At 56.4% G+C, this 16,487-nt stretch carries 15 protein-coding genes and 1 other annotated feature; of the genes, 5 read left to right on the plus strand and 10 right to left on the minus strand.

The window, feature by feature from the left end:
• Window positions 1-51: 51 nt before the first annotated feature.
• Entirely contained in the window at window positions 52-1,005 is a 954-nt protein-coding gene (gene tal, locus ACX8ZY_RS16790; RefSeq protein WP_010253690.1) for a transaldolase, read from the minus strand.
• Between the two features lie 209 nt (window positions 1,006-1,214).
• Here tal and yaaA point away from each other — a divergent pair, with 209 nt between their 5' ends.
• The gene (gene yaaA / locus ACX8ZY_RS16795; RefSeq protein WP_010253688.1) at window positions 1,215-1,988 is read left to right on the plus strand and encodes a peroxide stress protein YaaA; all 774 of its coding nucleotides are present in this window, start codon (window positions 1,215-1,217) and stop codon (window positions 1,986-1,988) included.
• 61 nt (window positions 1,989-2,049) lie between these two features.
• Here the strand turns inward: yaaA and thrC are convergent, their stop codons facing one another.
• The 5 genes from thrC to ACX8ZY_RS16820 form a co-directional block, all read right to left on the minus strand.
• The gene (thrC, locus tag ACX8ZY_RS16800) at window positions 2,050-3,333 is read right to left on the minus strand and encodes a threonine synthase (protein WP_010671693.1); all 1,284 of its coding nucleotides are present in this window, start codon (window positions 3,331-3,333) and stop codon (window positions 2,050-2,052) included.
• A 3-nt stretch (window positions 3,334-3,336) separates the two neighbouring features.
• On the minus strand, window positions 3,337-4,266 hold the full coding sequence (thrB, locus tag ACX8ZY_RS16805) for a homoserine kinase (protein ID WP_421665099.1): 930 nt from the start codon (window positions 4,264-4,266) through the stop codon (window positions 3,337-3,339).
• A gap of 2 nt (window positions 4,267-4,268) precedes the next feature.
• On the minus strand, window positions 4,269-6,731 hold the full coding sequence (gene thrA, locus ACX8ZY_RS16810; protein WP_061703622.1) for a bifunctional aspartate kinase/homoserine dehydrogenase I: 2,463 nt from the start codon (window positions 6,729-6,731) through the stop codon (window positions 4,269-4,271).
• Window positions 6,732-6,757: 26 nt separating this feature from the next.
• Window positions 6,758-6,876: a sequence feature (Thr leader region), on the minus strand.
• Window positions 6,815-6,883, minus strand: a complete 69-nt coding sequence (thrL, locus tag ACX8ZY_RS16815) for a thr operon leader peptide (RefSeq protein WP_071591720.1) — start codon at window positions 6,881-6,883, stop codon at window positions 6,815-6,817. It overlaps the preceding feature by 62 nt.
• Window positions 6,884-7,071: 188 nt before the next feature.
• Complete coding sequence (locus ACX8ZY_RS16820) at window positions 7,072-7,776, minus strand: tRNA/rRNA methyltransferase (protein ID WP_064703485.1); 705 nt, start codon at window positions 7,774-7,776, stop codon at window positions 7,072-7,074.
• A gap of 609 nt (window positions 7,777-8,385) precedes the next feature.
• Between ACX8ZY_RS16820 and arcA the strand changes: the two genes are divergently transcribed.
• The gene (gene arcA, locus ACX8ZY_RS16825; RefSeq protein ID WP_010253677.1) at window positions 8,386-9,102 is read left to right on the plus strand and encodes a two-component system response regulator ArcA; all 717 of its coding nucleotides are present in this window, start codon (window positions 8,386-8,388) and stop codon (window positions 9,100-9,102) included.
• 71 nt (window positions 9,103-9,173) lie between these two features.
• On the opposite strand, the gene creA is transcribed toward arcA, so the two are convergent.
• Window positions 9,174-9,647, minus strand: a complete 474-nt coding sequence (creA, locus tag ACX8ZY_RS16830; RefSeq protein ID WP_010253671.1) for a protein CreA — start codon at window positions 9,645-9,647, stop codon at window positions 9,174-9,176.
• 194 nt (window positions 9,648-9,841) lie between these two features.
• On the opposite strand from creA, the gene robA reads away from it, so the two are divergent.
• The gene (gene robA / locus ACX8ZY_RS16835) at window positions 9,842-10,723 is read left to right on the plus strand and encodes an MDR efflux pump AcrAB transcriptional activator RobA (RefSeq protein WP_033756504.1); all 882 of its coding nucleotides are present in this window, start codon (window positions 9,842-9,844) and stop codon (window positions 10,721-10,723) included.
• A 40-nt stretch (window positions 10,724-10,763) separates the two neighbouring features.
• Here robA and gpmB read toward each other — a convergent pair whose 3' ends face one another.
• The gene (gpmB, locus tag ACX8ZY_RS16840) at window positions 10,764-11,411 is read right to left on the minus strand and encodes a 2,3-diphosphoglycerate-dependent phosphoglycerate mutase GpmB (protein WP_010253664.1); all 648 of its coding nucleotides are present in this window, start codon (window positions 11,409-11,411) and stop codon (window positions 10,764-10,766) included.
• Between the two features lie 206 nt (window positions 11,412-11,617).
• Between gpmB and yjjX the strand changes: the two genes are divergently transcribed.
• Window positions 11,618-12,136: an inosine/xanthosine triphosphatase gene (gene yjjX / locus ACX8ZY_RS16845; protein WP_010253660.1), complete on the plus strand. Its 519-nt coding sequence runs from the start codon at window positions 11,618-11,620 to the stop codon at window positions 12,134-12,136.
• On the opposite strand, the gene trpR is transcribed toward yjjX, so the two are convergent.
• Both trpR and sltY read right to left on the minus strand, forming a co-directional pair.
• Entirely contained in the window at window positions 12,137-12,454 is a 318-nt protein-coding gene (gene trpR, locus ACX8ZY_RS16850; RefSeq protein ID WP_346451414.1) for a trp operon repressor, read from the minus strand.
• A 45-nt stretch (window positions 12,455-12,499) separates the two neighbouring features.
• Window positions 12,500-14,419, minus strand: a complete 1,920-nt coding sequence (gene sltY, locus ACX8ZY_RS16855) for a murein transglycosylase (protein WP_010253653.1) — start codon at window positions 14,417-14,419, stop codon at window positions 12,500-12,502.
• Window positions 14,420-14,688: 269 nt separating this feature from the next.
• Here sltY and atzF point away from each other — a divergent pair, with 269 nt between their 5' ends.
• The gene (atzF, locus tag ACX8ZY_RS16860) at window positions 14,689-16,485 is read left to right on the plus strand and encodes an allophanate hydrolase (protein WP_111534781.1); all 1,797 of its coding nucleotides are present in this window, start codon (window positions 14,689-14,691) and stop codon (window positions 16,483-16,485) included.
• Window positions 16,486-16,487: the final 2 nt, after the last annotated feature.

A 16,487-nucleotide genomic window follows, 5' to 3' on the forward strand; every position in this document is an offset into this window, starting at 1 on the left:
AGGGTCGGAAAAGGGAAAACCGTGGCAGCCTGCGCCGCCACGGTCAACAGATTACAGCAGTTCTGCCAGCATCTTCTCAAGTTTGCCCTGATCAACGGCAAAATTGCGGATACCTTCTGCCAGCTTCGCAACCGCCATAGGATCCTGGTTGTGCTGCCACAGGAACTCAGACTCGGTCATGCGCGCCGGACGCGCTTTCACTTCGCCGCTGTAGCTCAGTTTACGCTCCAGGGTGCCTTCGCTCTCCGCCAGCTCTTTCAGCAGCGCAGGAGAAATGGTCAGACGGTCACAGCCAGCCAGCTCGATAATTTCGCCGACGTTACGGAAGCTGGCGCCCATCACCACGGTTTCATAGCCGTGCTGCTTGTAGTAGTTGTAGATTTCAGAAACTGAAACCACGCCTGGATCTTCGTGCGCGGCATACTCTTTCTTGTCGGTGTTGGCTTTGTACCAGTCGAGGATACGGCCAACAAACGGAGAGATCAGGAACACGCCCGCTTCAGCACAGGCACGCGCCTGAGCAAAGGAGAACAGCAGCGTCAGGTTACAGTTGATACCCTCTTTTTCCAGCTGCTCTGCAGCACGGATGCCCTGCCAGGTAGAGGCCAGTTTGATCAGGATGCGGTCGTTGCTGATACCGGCATCATTGTAGAGTTTGATCAGGCTGCGGGCTTTGGCGATGCTGCCTTCAGTGTCGTAAGAGAGACGCGCATCCACTTCCGTCGAGATGCGGCCTGGGATCAGTTTGAGGATTTCCAGACCAATGTTCACGGCCAGCTTGTCAGAAACCAGCTGCAGCTGCTCTTCTTTGTTGCTGCTCTGATCACGCGCCCAGCCGATCGCTTCATCGATCAGTTTACGGTATTCAGGAATTTGCGCGGCGTTGAGAATCAGAGAAGGGTTGGTGGTGGCGTCTTGTGGCTGATACAGCTTCATGGCTGCAATATCACCGGTGTCGGCGACGACGGTGGTGAGCTGACGCAGGGAGGTAAGTTTGTCCGTCATGTTCTTTTCTCTTAGTTAACTGTCAGTGTGAAAAAAGGCTGTTGCGATAATATCACGCGGCAACGGTGGCGCAAGGTCAGGGAATGCCGTTTACGATAGCGCGAACAAATAGGTGTGATTCGTCATTCTTTGCGGCTTTTTTGGTACACTGCGAAGCCTGATAAGCAGCCAATGCCCTGTTAAACCAGGCATTAACCGAGGAAGCAACTATGTTGATGGTGATCTCTCCCGCCAAGACGCTGGATTATGAAAGCCCGCTGGCGACAACGCGTTTCACCCAGCCTGCGCTGTTAGAAAAGTCACAACAGCTGATTGAAATTGCGCGCGAGCTGTCACCCGCCAGCATCGCCTCGTTAATGGGCATCAGCGATAAACTGGCGCACCTCAATGCCGAGCGCTTCAACAGCTGGCAGCCCGATTTTTCCCCTAAGAATGCCCGTCAGGCGATCCTGGCATTCAAAGGTGATGTCTACACCGGTTTACAGGCAGAGACCTTCAGCGATCAGGATTTCGATTTTGCTCAGCAGCACCTGCGTATGTTGTCAGGCCTGTATGGCGTGCTGCGTCCACTCGATTTAATGCAGCCTTACCGTCTGGAGATGGGCATTCGCCTGGCGAATCCGGCGGGCAAAGATCTCTACACCTTCTGGGGCGATCTCATCACTGAAACGCTGAATGCTGCGCTGGCGGAACAGGGTGATGAGGTGCTGATCAACCTCGCCTCGGACGAATATTTCCGGGCCGTTAAGCCGAAGACGCTGCGGGCACAGATGATTAAGCCGGTGTTCCTCGACGAAAAGAATGGCAGTTACAAAGTGATTAGCTTCTATGCCAAAAAGGCGCGTGGATTAATGAGTCGCTATGTGATTCAGCAGCGTCTGACAAAGCCGGAACAGCTTAAGGCGTTTGATCTGGATGGCTATCGTTTTGATGCAGCCAGCAGCAGCGAGAGCGAGCTGGTCTTTAAGCGCGCAGAGCAGTAACACCCCGCGCCCTCTGCTTTCCACAAACAGGCTTCCCGCAACCGGGAAGCCTTTCACAGGTTTACTTCAGCAGAAACGCCCGCAGCGAGGCGAAATCACCCTTCATCTGATGCGACAGCAGCGGCAGGTCGGCACGCTCCGCTAACTCCGGTGGCAGCGTCAGGGTCTGCTCAAGGATCGCTTCCACACTTTCGCGGAATTTCGCCGGATGCGCGGTTCCCAGGAACACACCATATTCCCCTTCCTGCAGCTGATCGCGCAGCAGACGCCAGGCGATGGCGGCATGCGGCTCGGAAATGTAGCCCATCTCAGCCAGTTCACGCATGGCGGCGCGCGTGGTCTCATCCGAGACCGCACCACAGGCCAGATCGGTTAAGCGCCAGGTTTTACGGCGGAACAGCTCTTCCACACGCGGCCAGTTATTAGGCTGGCTGACATCCATGGCATTCGACAGCGTAGAGACCGTCTGGTTTGGCTGCCACTCGCCGTTGCCCAGAAAGCGCGGCACCGTGTCGTTGGCGTTGGTGGCGGCGATAAAACGTTTGATCGGCAGGCCCAGCGATTTCGCCAGCAGACCGGCGGTCAAATCACCAAAGTTGCCGCTCGGCACTGACACCACCAGCTGATTACGTTTTTCCTGAGGCAGCTGTGCGACCGCTTCAAAGTAGTAGCAGATCTGCGCCAGCAGGCGGCTGATGTTGATGGAGTTAGCCGAGTTCAGGCCAATCGCGCGCTTCAGCTCTTCGTCATCAAACGCCTGTTTCACCAGCGACTGGCAGGCATCAAAATCGCCGTCGATAGAGATGGTTTCGATGTTGCCGCCCAGGGTACAGAAGAGTTTCTCCTGCAGCGGACTGATTTTGCCCTGCGGATAGAGGATCACCACGCGCACGTTCTTCATGCCGTAAAAGGCGTGCGCCACGGCCGCGCCGGTATCACCGGAGGTGGCGGTCAGAATGGTGATCTGCTCATCTGAGCCTGAGACATACGACAGCATCTGCGCCATAAAACGGCCGCCGAAATCTTTAAACGCCAGCGTCGGGCCGTGGAACAGCTCCAGGCAGGCGATATCTTCGCTGACGGCTTTCACCGGGGCCGGAAAAGCAAAAGCGGCTTTAACACGCTCATGCAGCTGCTGGGCCGGAATCTCGTCACCAATGAAAGCCGAGAGAATTTTGCTGCTGCGGCTGACAAAATCCATCTCCAGCATCGCGTCGATGTCGGTCAGTTCAAACTCCGGCAGTTCCAGCGGAAAGAACAGACCCTGCTGCGAACCCAGACCCTGTTTCACCGCCTGGGCGAAGCTGACCTGCTCGTTGTGATCCTTAAGATTGTAGAGTTTCATGCGTTATCCCAATTGTCGTGCGCCAGCCGTGTCGAGACGGCAGATATGGACGAAGCCTTCATCATTCTGCAGATAGTGCTGGCTCAGCCAGTCAGCCATCCGCTGTGCCGTTTCCATCTGATTGCAAACGGCGAAAAGTGTCGGACCAGAGCCTGAGATACCGCACGCCAGTGCGCCAATATCTTTCGCGGCCTGCCGCGCCTCGGTGAAGCCTGGCAGCAGCCGGGTCCGGTAAGGTTCGGCAATCACATCCTGCATAAGTTTAGCTGCCAGCTGCGGCTGACGCGTATGGCAGGCGTGAATGAAGCCAGCCAGCAAGCGGCTATGCCTGATGCAGTCCTCTTTGCGGTACTGCGCCGGTAAAATGGCGCGCGCTTCTGCGGTTGAGACTTTAATGCCCGGATAGGCCATTACCCACAGCCAGTCATCAAAGCCCGGCACCGCCTGGCTGATAATGTCATTCTCCTGCAGCATCAGCTGAATGCCGCCGAGGAAGCAGGGGGCGACATTATCATAGTGCACGCTGCCCGAGATTCGCCCTTCCAGCTCGCCCATCAGGGTCAGTAACGTGCTGTCGCTGAGAGGCTTGCCGCAAAACTCGTTCATCGCCATTAAACCGGCCACCACCGAGCAGGCGCTGGAACCCAGCCCGGAGCCGATGGGCATGTTCTTCTCCAGCGTCATCGCCACCGGGATCGCTTTGCCGATTTCCTGGCAGAAACGCTGCCAGCACTGGTAAACAATATTCTCTTTCGGATCGGCGGGCAGCTTACTGACAAAACGTCCGGCGTTGGTCAGTGAAAACTGCTCTGCCGCTTCCACGGAGACGCAGTCACCCAGCAGGGAGCCATCTACCGGCGAAACCGCCGCGCCCAGCACATCGAAGCCGACGCTGACGTTACCAATCGAGGCCGGTGCGTAAATTTTTACCATGATTAAACTCCCAACTTCCATGACAGTGTCCGCAGCAGGTCGGCAAAGACACCGGCCGCTGTGACATCATTTCCTGCACCGTATCCGCGCAGCACCAGCGGAATCGGTTGATAGTAGCGGCTGTAAAACGCCAGCGCATTCTCGCCGTTTTTCACCTTATAGAGTGGATCGTTGCCGTCAACGGCGTCGATCTTCACTTTGCAGATGCCGCCCTCTTCAATCACGCCAACATAGCGCAATACTTTGCCCTCATCCTGCGCCTGCGCAACCCGGGCGGCAAAAGCGTTATCCAGCTCAGGCAGACGCTGCATAAACTGCTCAATGTCCTGGATTTCGGTCAGGCTGGCGGGCAGCAGCGGCTCAATCTCAATGTCGCTCAGCTCCAGCTGATGACCCGCTTCACGGGCCAGGATCAGCAGCTTACGCGCCACATCGGTGCCGGAGAGGTCGTCACGCGGATCGGGCTCGGTAAAGCCCATCTCACGCGCCATCGTTGTCGCCTGCGACAGTGACATTCCGTCATCCAGCTGGCCGAAAATGTAGGACAGCGAGCCAGAGAGGATACCGGAGAAGCGCAGCAGCTCATCACCGGCGTTCATCAGGTTCTGCAGGTTTTCGATCACCGGCAGTCCGGCGCCGACGTTGGTATCATAAAGGAATTTACGCCGCGATTTGGCAGCGGCGGCGCGCATCTGCTGATAGTAATTCCAGGATGAGGTGTTGGCCTTTTTGTTTGGCGTCACCACATGGAAGCCTTCGCTGAGAAAGTCAGCATACTGATCGGCGACCGCCTGGCTGGAAGTACAATCCACAATCACCGGATTGAGCAGGTGATACTCTTTCACCAGACGGGTCAGACGACCGAGATTGAACGGCTCTTTCGCTTCGCCTAATGCCGCCTGCCAGTTGCTTAAATCGATGCCGTGGACGTGGGTTAACAGCGCCCGGGAGTTAGCGATGCCGCAGACGCGCAGGTCGATATGCTTTTTCTTCAGCCACGCCTGCTGGCGATGTAACTGATCCAGCAGCGCGCCGCCGACGCCGCCGACGCCGACCACAAACACTTCGATTACCTGATCGGTGGCGAACAGCATCTGATGCACCACGCGAACCCCGGTGATCACTTCATCATTGTTCACCACCACCGAGATTGAACGCTCGGAGGAGCCCTGAGCAATCGCCACGATATTGATATTGGCGCGCGCCAGCGCCGAGAAGAATTTGGCTGAAATGCCGCGCAGCGTGCGCATGCCATCGCCCACCACCGAAATCACCGCCAGGTTTTCAATGATATCCAGCGGATCCAGCAGGCCATCTTTCAGCTCCAGATAGAACTCCTCCTCCAGCACCTGACGCGCCCGCGCCAGCTCGCTCTGCGGCACGCAGAAACTGATGCTGTATTCGGAAGAGGATTGGGTGATCAACACCACCGAGATGCCGGTGCGCGACATCGCCGCAAAGACTCTGGCCGCCATCCCGACCATCCCTTTCATGCCAGGACCGGAGACGTTGACCATCGCCATATTATTCAGGTTGGTGATGCCTTTTACCGGGTTCTCATCCTGTTCGCCTTCTGCTCCAATCAGGGTGCCGGGTGCCTGCGGATTGGCCGTGTTTTTGATCAGGCAGGGGATCTGGAACTGGGCAATGGGCGCGATGGTGCGGGGATGCAGCACTTTGGCGCCGAAATAGGAGAGCTCCATCGCCTCCTGATAGGACATCGACTTCAGCAGGCGCGCATCCGGCACCTGACGCGGATCGCAGGTATAGACGCCATCCACATCAGTCCAGATTTCACAGCAGTCGGCGCGCAGACAGGCGGCCAGCACAGCGGCTGAATAGTCAGAACCGTTACGGCCCAGTACGACCAGCTCGCCTCGCTCGTTACCAGCCGTGAAGCCTGCCATCAGGATCATGTTCTGCGGCGGAATCTGACTCGCTTCAATGCGGCGAGTTGATTCGGCGATATCAACAGTGGATTCAAGGTAGTGGCCGACCGCCAGCAATTTCTCCACCGGATCGATCACGCTGACCTCATGGCCGCGCGCCTGCAGCAGCGTTTCCATGATCGCAATCGAGAGTTTTTCACCGCGGCAGATAATCGCCGCGTTGACGCTGTCCGGGCACTGTCCCAGCAGGCTGATACCGTGCAGAACCTGCTTCAGCTGCGCAAACTCCAGGTCAACGCGGGTTTTCAGTCGATCGTACTCAAAGCCCGGCTGCGCGTCAGCCAGTCCCTGCAACAGCTCGCTGAAGATGCGTTCGGCGTCGCTGATATTCGGCAAAGCATCCTGACCACTGATGGTTTTTTCAATCATCGCCACCAGATGGTTAGTGATCTTTGCTGGCGCAGAGAGCACGGTTGCAACCTGTCCTTGTTGCGCATTACTTTCCAGAATGTCAGCGACGCGAAGAAACCGCTCCGCATTCGCTACCGAGGTCCCGCCGAATTTCAGCACTCGCATAATATAAACTCTCCTGAATTTAAGCCGAAAAAAAAGCCCGCACTGTTTAGGTGCGGGCTTTTTTTCTGTTTTTCCTGTATGCGTCAGCCCGCACCGTTACCTGTGGTAATGGTGGTGGTAATAATTGTGGTGTTCAGGCTGATTTTACGCATTTAGATTTATTTTCTGTCTGTTTTTGTCTGTCCGTCTTGCTTCCAGAAGTAAAGCAAAGCGCACATTAAGTCAACCCGATTTGTCCAGCGGACAGATTTCCACCACTGCGCACAGCCACCGGTGAAAGCGTAAAACGCTGTTCGATCGGTTGCTATGCAGAAATTCCCTGCGATCTGTTGCTGTAAAATCAGCTTTTTGCCGAGGATTTATCTGTGAGTTTTTTTTCAATATCGTGCAGCAGACGATGCAGCATCGCACTGTCGCGCTGTTCCAGCAGCCCCACCCGCTGATCAATCCAGTCTGACAGCTTCTCATCATCACTGACCTCCAGTTGCGCCAGCAGCTGATGGAAACGCTGACGCAGCGCCTGCAACTGCTGCCCATCCGCCGCAGAGGCTTTTGGTGCCTCAACCTGATTCAGCTTCGACAGCTGATAGCAGTAGACCATCACCGCCTGTCCGAGATTGAGTGAAGGATAGTCATTCGCCATCGGGATGCCGGTCAGCAGGTCTACAAGCTCCAGCTCCTCGTTGGTCAGCCCGCTATCTTCGCGGCCAAACACCAGCGCCATACTGTTTACCCACTGGCGTTTCTCCAGCAGTTGCGTTTCAACCTGCTCCGGTGTGGCGTAATAACGAAACTTTGCCCGGCTGCGCGCGGTGGTCGCGACCGAAAAATCGATGTCCGCTAACGCGTCGGCCAGGGTTGCAAAGGTCTGAACGTTGTCGAGAATTTCGCCGGCACCATGTGCCACCCGGCGCGCGGCGGGATCCTGCCAGGCGTCACTGGCAACGATGCGCAGCTGGCTGAATCCCATGGTTTTCATGGCACGCGCCGCAGCGCCGATATTTTCTGGCCGCGCGGGCGAGACGAGAATCAGGGGAAAAAGCATATTTATTCCATTGGTCCATTAACATAACGCCATATTAACATGGCTGTTAATGATTCAGTCGCCAGAAGGTAATAAGAAAATCGTGTGTTAACCATGTTAAAACTGGTTAAAAGTGATGGCCTGAATCTTTTTATCCCTGAAACGAGCTTTATTAAAGAAATCATTATTAAACCATTTAACTTCAAAGAGATAGAATGTGATTTCCGGCGGGTTTTATTTTGGCCCGACTGCGTAAAAAATGTAACGGAAATGATGCTTTTTGTGAGCTAAACAGGCAATCTGCGAGAAGTTTTTCACAAAAGTGTTAACGTGCTACAATTGCATTTGATATAAGTCAACGAAGCGTTGTTTTTATGCTTATCGGTTGTAGTTGGTGCTGTTAGGTTGCTGTTAATACAGTTAGGATATGCGCCATTATCATTAACGCCCGGGGCATGCAATTTTCATCCTGACTGGCTGAGCTAATACTGTTGTTGACGTTGATAGATGGCTTATCAAAATATGATTTCGTACAACGGTTCAGCGCGGCCCGCCGCTCTCGATGATGGAGAACGCCATACCGCTGTACGCCCTGTTTTCAATTTGTTGGCAAATTTTAGGTAGCTAAACATGCAGACCCCGCACATTCTTATCGTTGAAGACGAACTGGTCACGCGTAATACCCTCAAGAGTATTTTTGAGGCGGAAGGTTATGTGGTGTATGAGGCGACTGATGGTGCTGAAATGCATCAGGTGCTGACCGACAATGACGTTAACCTGGTCATCATGGACATCAACCTGCCCGGTAAAAACGGCCTGTTGCTGGCCCGTGAACTGCGTGAGCAGGCCAATGTCGCCCTGATGTTCCTGACCGGCCGTGACAACGAAGTCGATAAAATTCTTGGTCTGGAAATTGGCGCTGACGACTACATCACCAAACCGTTTAATCCGCGTGAGCTGACTATTCGTGCCCGCAACCTGCTGTCGCGCACCATGAATCTGGCCATGCCAGGCGAAGAGCGTCGTCAGGTGGAGAGCTACAAGTTCAACGGTTGGGAGCTGGATATCAACAGCCGCTCACTGATCAACCCGAACGGCGAGCACTACAAACTGCCACGCAGTGAGTTCCGCGCCATGCTGCACTTCTGCGAAAACCCGGGTAAAATTCAGACCCGTGCCGATCTGCTGAAAAAAATGACCGGCCGCGACCTCAAGCCACACGATCGCACTGTCGATGTCACCATCCGTCGTATTCGTAAGCATTTCGAATCAACGCCGGACACGCCAGAGATCATCGCCACCATTCATGGTGAAGGTTATCGCTTCTGCGGTGACCTGCAGGATTAAGCCCCTGTCAGACGCGGCAAATAAAAAACGCCCCTGCGGGCGTTTTTTTTGTCCTTAGCGTGACGGCATAATCAGTGCCACGGCATAATTGGCACAGCGCTAATCGCATTTTTCGGTGAGCCATCAACCACTTTATCGGAATAGGTCAGATAGACCAGGGCGTTGCGCTTTTTGTCGAAGAAGCGTACAACCTGCAGCTTCTTGAAGATCAATGAGGTGCGCTGGCGGAATACCACTTCACCCTCTGCTTTGCCCTGCGCGATTTTATCACTCAGTTCGACCGGACCCACCTGCTGACAGGAAATCGCGGCATCAGAGGTATCTTCTGCCAGACCCAGTCCGCCTTTAATACCCCCGGTTTTCGCCCGGCTGATATAACAGGTTACATTTTTAACGTCCGGATCATCGAAAGCCTCAACGACAATCTTGTGGTCAGGCCCGAATATCTTGAATACCGTATCAACAGAGCCAATCTGTTCGGCAAACAGCGGGCTGGAAAAGGTCAGCGTGGTCAGCGCAGCGATCATAAGTCGGAATATTGTCATGGAGTTACCATTGCAAATGGAATAGATGAGAATGTAATGTACTGTTAATCGAGTTAATGACCAAACCAAAACGGGTTGAAGCCCGTACTGATTTAGCACAACCTTCCCCGGAAAACGGCCCACGTCTTTTGAGCAATGAGTGCTAATATTCTTCGAATGCGTTTAGCTGCACCACCAGAGTATGAGGATGTTTTATGGACCAAGCCGGTATCATTCGCGATTTGCTTGTCTGGCTGGAGAGCCATCTGGATCAACCCCTTTCACTGGACAATGTTGCCCAGAAAGCCGGTTACTCTAAATGGCATTTACAGAGGATGTTTAAAGACGTAACCGGACACGCAATAGGTGCCTATATTCGTGCGCGTCGTCTGTCTAAAGCCGCCGTGGCGCTGCGCCTGACCAGCCGCCCGATTCTGGACATCGCACTACAGTATCGTTTTGATTCACAACAGACTTTTACTCGCGCATTCAAGAAGCAGTTTGCTCAGACACCGGCGTGGTATCGCCGCTCTTCCGACTGGAACTCATTCGGTATTCGCCCCCCTATTCGCCTGGACGATGAGACGCAGCCGGAACCGGCTTTCGTCACCTTACCGGAGACGGTGCTGGTAGGACAAACCCAGAACTACACCTGTATTCTGGAGCAGATTTCCAGCTACCGCGACGAAATGCGTATTCATTTCTGGAAGCAGTTCCTGCTGGAAACCGACACGGTGCCGCCGGTACTGTATGGCCTGCATCAGGTGCGCGCCAGCCAGGACAAAGATGATGAGCAGGAGATTCTCTACACCACGGCGGTGCCTGCTGACAGCGCGGTTAACCTGCACTCCGGCCAGAACGTGATTCTGGAAGCGGGCGACTACGTGCAGTTCACCTATACCGGCCCGCGCGTCAATCTGCAGGAATTTATCCTGCTGCTCTATGGTACCTGCATGCCGACGCTGGGGCTGACCCGCCGTCAGGGACAGGACATCGAACGCTTTTACACCGATGGCGGTAAAAAACGCGCTGAGCCACCGACCGAGATCCGTTGCGAATATCTGATTCCCATTCGCCGCCAGACCGTAGCCAGCTGACGTTAAGGCTGCCGTCATCGCGACGGCAGCCTCAGGTAAATCAGCGTTGAAGCTCGTCGAGTGCAGGCGCATCCAGATGGGAAATATCCCCCGCCGTCTCGACAATCCAGCCTTCTGCCAGCCAGGCGCTCTGCTGATAATCAACACGTGAGAGTGAGCAGTTACGCAGACGCAGACGACGTTCCGCATAGGCGGGCAGACCGAGGATCGTGCTAACCAGCGCCCCCAGCGCCATACCGTGACTGACGAGCAGTGGACGGCTTCCGGCTGGAAGATCAAGACAGGCATTCAGCGCGGCGTGCATGCGCGTCGCCATCTCAGTCATCGACTCCCCTTCAGGAATACGGCCCCCTTCGGTACCGTTGACCAGCGTGGCGCGCCACTGCTCTTCTTCCGCGGTTAAGCCATCCAGCGGACGCTTCTCCAGCACCCCCATATTCAGCTCACGCAACCGCGGATCAAGCGTGACTGAGCAACCGCAGGCATCCGCAATAATCTCCGCGGTGCGGCGCGTTCGCCCCAGATCGCTGGCAATAATGTGCGTAATGCCCAGATGTTTCACGCGCTCACCCACCTGCCAGGCTTGCTGCTCACCTTTTTCCGTCAGCGGACTGTCGGACTGACCCTGAATGCGACGCTCCGCATTCCATACCGTTTCACCGTGACGAACAAGATAGACCTGTAGCATGTTAGTTTCCGTTATACTGCGACAAAAATCGCTTTAGAGCTTACCCCATCAGGCGTCATTGTTGCAGTCAGTCTGCACACGGAGAGCGCGAAACAACCGGCGCGTACGGAAAGTACGTGAGGATTGTGAGCACTGCCCGGGTTCAGAATGACAAATCAAACAGCCCGATGGGCCAGGCGCTTAATCACCTGAGGGTTCAACCAATTATGTACCATGTTGTCGCAGCCACCACCAATCCAGCGAAAATTCATGCGATTGCTCAGGCATTCAACGACGTTTTCGGCGAGGGATCCTGCCATATTGAAGGGGTCGAGGTCGATAGCGGCGTAGCAGCACAACCGTTAACCCATCTCGAAACGCGAACTGGCGCACGTCAGCGCGTGATGAATGCCCGGCAGGTCCGGCCAGAAGCGGCGTTCTGGGTAGCGATTGAGGCGGGCATTGAAGATGACAGCGCGTTTGCCTGGATGGTGGTAGAAAATCAGAAGCAGCGCGGCGAATCGCGTTCGGCCAGTTTCACCCTGCCGCCGGTGGTGCTGGCGGGTCTGCGTGAAGGGCGGGAGTTGGGCGAAGAGATGGCGCGGTTAACCGGCATCGAAAATATTAAACACCAGGGTGGCGCTATCGGGGCGTTCACAAACGGCCTGCTCAGCCGCTCCAGTGTTTATCATCAGGCACTGATTCTGGCGCTCTGCCCGTTCATCCATCCGCTTTACCAGCAGTGATCAGGCGCGTCCCAGACGCGCCTCCAGCCAGCGTTTCAGCTCCGGCGGCGCCTCTTTCAGGCTGTTCGAGCCACGGGTAATGGTCGCGATGCCAACGCCGAGCTCATTTTTCAGTTCGCGCTGGCTCATCTCGCCGTTCATTAACTCTTCGATAATCCGCAGACGGGTGCCGAACGCTTCCCGCTCGTCGGGCGTCATCATCAGGTGCATCAGTGGCAGCGCATGACCATCAGCAAAGGCCTGCTGCATCAGCACGACAAAGCGTTGCCAGCTATCTTGTGCCGGATGCGCATCGGTGGGGGAATCAGAATGGGTCATGAAGAGGCTTCCGTACTCACTAAAGAGTACGGAAGCTTAGCACAGCTAGTAACGGCGATTCCACTCAGCATCTGACAGGATCTTGTCAGGCTTGCCCATGAAGTGACGATAGTAGGCGTCGTACGCCAGCACATTCTTCACATAGCCACGCGTTTCAGAGAACGGGATGGTCTCGATAAACGCGACGGCATCAAGATTGCCCGCACTGGTTTTCTGCCAGCTTCGCACCCGGCCCGGCCCGGCATTGTAGGCCGCCGAGGCGAAGATCCGGTTCTGATTGAACTGCTGATAGACATATTCCAGATACTGGGTGCCGATCTGAATATTGGTTTCCGGATCGAGCAGCTGGCTGGTGTTGCTGTAGCCAGGGATGTTGTACATCTTCACGGTATGCGCCGCCGTGGCAGGCATAATCTGCATCAGACCGCTGGCGCCGACCGGTGAACGCGCTTTCGGATTCCAGGCGCTCTCCTGACGCGAAATCGCCATCGCATAGCTTGGCGGGATCTGCTTCACCGCGGTGTTGCGCTCATAGACGCTCTGCCACGCCAGCGGGAAACGCTCTTTCAGGCTGTCCCACATTTTGGCCGTGATGGTCGCCTGCACGCTGAGATCCCACCAGTCCTGCTCATTGGCGTAGCGCGCCAGCATCTGCTGCTGCGTGTGCGTGCGGCTGCCGATGAGATTGCTCCACTCGCTGCGCGCCAGGTTATCCAGACCCCAGTACATCAGCTCGCGAACGCGGGCCAGTTCCGGTCCCTGCACCGTGGCACTGTCAGGCTTCGGCGCTTCATCCACCTGCAACGGGTAGTCAACGCCCAGCCGCTGCGCGGCCACCATTGGATAGAAGCCACGCGCCTGCATCAGTTTGCGCAGGATCTCTTCCGCTTCCTCTTTGCGATCTTTCTCAAACAGCAGATCGGCCTGCCAGTACTGCCATTCATCTTTCTCTTTGGCTTCCAGCGGCAGACGGGCGATCCAGGTGTTAAGGCCGCGTCGGTCATGCTGAGAGAGTGCCAGTCGTACCCGGCGTTCTACCAGCGCGGTAGACTCGCTGTTCATCACCACCGCATCGCGCCAGCGTGCCTGCTCAGAGGTGAGATCGCTGCCCATCATGCGCCAGACCACAATCTCCTTCAGCGCCTGCTCATCCTCCGGTCCCATCTTCTGCGCCCGGACCAGGATCGGAATCAGGCTGCGGGCATTTTCCATGTCCTGCCGCGCCACACGCGTAAAGGCGTAAATCGTCGCCTGGCGGGTAAAGTCGGTTGGCCCGACGGCGCTGGCGAAGGTGCTGACCGTTAACGGGTCCTGCTGCAGGGCCTGTATCGCGTCAGACATGGTCTGATAGTCAGTTGGCAACGTTTTCGCCAGATAGCTCACCAGGCTGTCGTTGCCTGCTTTCATCGCCAGCCGGATACGCTCCAGGATCGTAATTGGCGAAATCTGACCGGACGCCTGCCAGACCGAAAAGAGCTTATCGCAGTCCGCGGGCAGCGCCGTGCCACGCAGCCAGATTTGCTTCGCGCCGTCAAACGCGGCCTGCTGCTGACCGGTGGCCCATTTGGCGTAATACCAGTTACAGCGTGCCTGCACCGGCTTAGGTTCGGTCGGACTGAAGTTCAGCACACCCTGCCAGTCCTGTCGGTAAGCCAGCACATTAATAAAGCGGGTGCTGAGCGAACGCGCGGGTGGCAACGTTGGATACTGGCGAATAAAGTTCTGTACCGCCAGGGTGGTCTCCTGATCGAGATCCTGTGCCAGCAGGCGATATTGCAGATAAGGATAGAGCGGATAATCCTGTAGCGTGGGCAACAGCTGATCCACGGTGGCCATCTGATTGCTGTCCCAGGCCTGTTTAATTTGTTGATAACGTTGCCGTTGTTGATCAAGCGAATCGGCCCATGCGCTGCTGGCCGTGCCGGCCATGCAGATCCCTATCATCCAGTTACGCCACTTCACCACGTAAATCTCCTCTGTTGCTGGGGCCGGCGAGTTGCCAGACAGTCTTCATGCTAACCAGGCCACCGGACTCTTGCCATGTTCTTCACAAAATTTACGCATACGAAAGGTAAACGCACCGTCATCGTTCAGCGTGCGCGCCGTAATTGTGCAAATTATCATCAGAAAATCTTATCACTGAACGCATTAAACTGTTGAATCATTGCGTTAAAAAAGTGGCACAGCCTTTGCTCTGTTGAATTCCATCTTGTATACCAGCTGGAATTCTTCGTATGACTTCAACCTTTGGCCTGACGCTTCACGCCTGGCAGCAGCGTTATCAGCAGGCGCCGCAACAGATTACGTCACTGCTGAGCGCCCACCTGGCGGCTCTCGACACGCACGATAATGCCTGGATCTATCTGGCGACACCGGAGCAGTTAGCGGCTCAGATTGAGCCACTGCTGGCGCACTATCAGCGCGATCCCGGATCGCTGCCGCTGTTTGGTGTTCCCTTCGCCGTCAAAGACAACATTGATGTGGCGGGCTGGCCGACCAGCGCCGCCTGCCCCGCCTTTACCTATACCGCCAGCGAAGATGCGGTCGCCGTCGCCCGGCTGAAAGCCGCCGGCGCGATAGTCATCGGCAAAACCAACCTCGATCAGTTCGCTACCGGCCTGGTGGGCACCCGCTCCCCGTTTGGCACGGTCAGTAACACCTTTGATGCCGATTACGTCAGTGGCGGCTCCAGCTCCGGCTCCGCGTCGGTGCTGGCTCGCGGGCTGGTCGCCTTTTCACTGGGCACCGATACCGCGGGATCGGGCCGCGTTCCGGCGGGCTTTAACAATATTGTCGGACTGAAGCCGACCAAGGGCTGGTTCTCTGCACGCGGCGTGGTGCCCGCCTGCCGCCTCAACGACACGATTTCCGTGTTTGCGCTGACGGCAGAAGATGCCTTTAGCGTCGCCAGCGTCATGGGTGGCTATGATGCCGGTGACGCCTATTCGCGCATTAATCCGCGCACCGCCCCGGCCAGCCTGCCCGTCCATCCCCATTTTGCGGTACCTTTGAACCCGGAGTTTTTTGACGATGCCGCCGCCGAAGCCGCCTGGGACCAGGCGCTGGAGGCGTTGCAGGCGGGTGGCGTGACGCTACACCCTATCGACTTCACCCCGTTCAGGAAGCTGGCTGAACAGCTTTACTACGGTGCCTGGGTCGCCGAACGCACGGCGGCGGTGGGCGGGATGCTTGATCGCCCGGCGGAGATGGATCCGGTGGTACACGAGATTATCGCCAGTGGCCTGAAATACAGCGCAGTCGATGCCTATAAGGCGGAGTATCTGCGGGCCGAACTGACGCGTCAGATTCAGCAGACGCTGGCACAGTTTGACGCGCTGGTGGTGCCGACCTCGCCCACGATTCATACCCTGGAGGAGATGAAGCAGGAGCCGATTCACTTCAACTCGCAGTTCGGCACCTATACCAACTTTACCAACCTTGCCGACCTCGCCGCGCTGGCGCTGCCCGCACCGTTTCGCAATGACGATCTCCCGGCAGGCATCACGCTGATTGCGCCCGCCTGGCACGATCGGGCGCTGGCTGAGTTTGGCATTCGCTGGCAGCAGCAGCTTGCTCTGCCACTGGGCGCGACCGGCCAGCCCTGCCCTGCCTGGCGCACCAGCCTGCCCGCCTCCGCCGACCATGTCCGGCTGGCGGTGGTGGGCGCGCATCTCACCGGAATGCCGCTTAATTTTCAGCTCACCGATCGCCATGCCGTCTGGGTGGAAGAGACGAAGACCGCGCCACACTATCGCCTGTTTGCCCTGCTGGAGGGCGCGATCAAAAAACCCGGCCTGATGCGTGACGAACAGGGCGCCGCTATCACCGTGGAGCTGTGGGATATCCCGCTGGCGCGCTTTGGTGAGTTTGTGGCGGAGATTCCCGCACCGCTGGGCATCGGCAGTCTGACGCTGGCGGATGGGCGGGTGGTGAAAGGCTTTATCTGCGAAGGCGCGGCGCTGAACAACGCGCTGGAGATTACTGAGACGGGCGGCTGGCGCAACTGGCTGGCATCACAGGGGAGTCACTGATC

This window comes from Pantoea sp. XAF26B01_ASV70 (assembly GCF_054512635.1).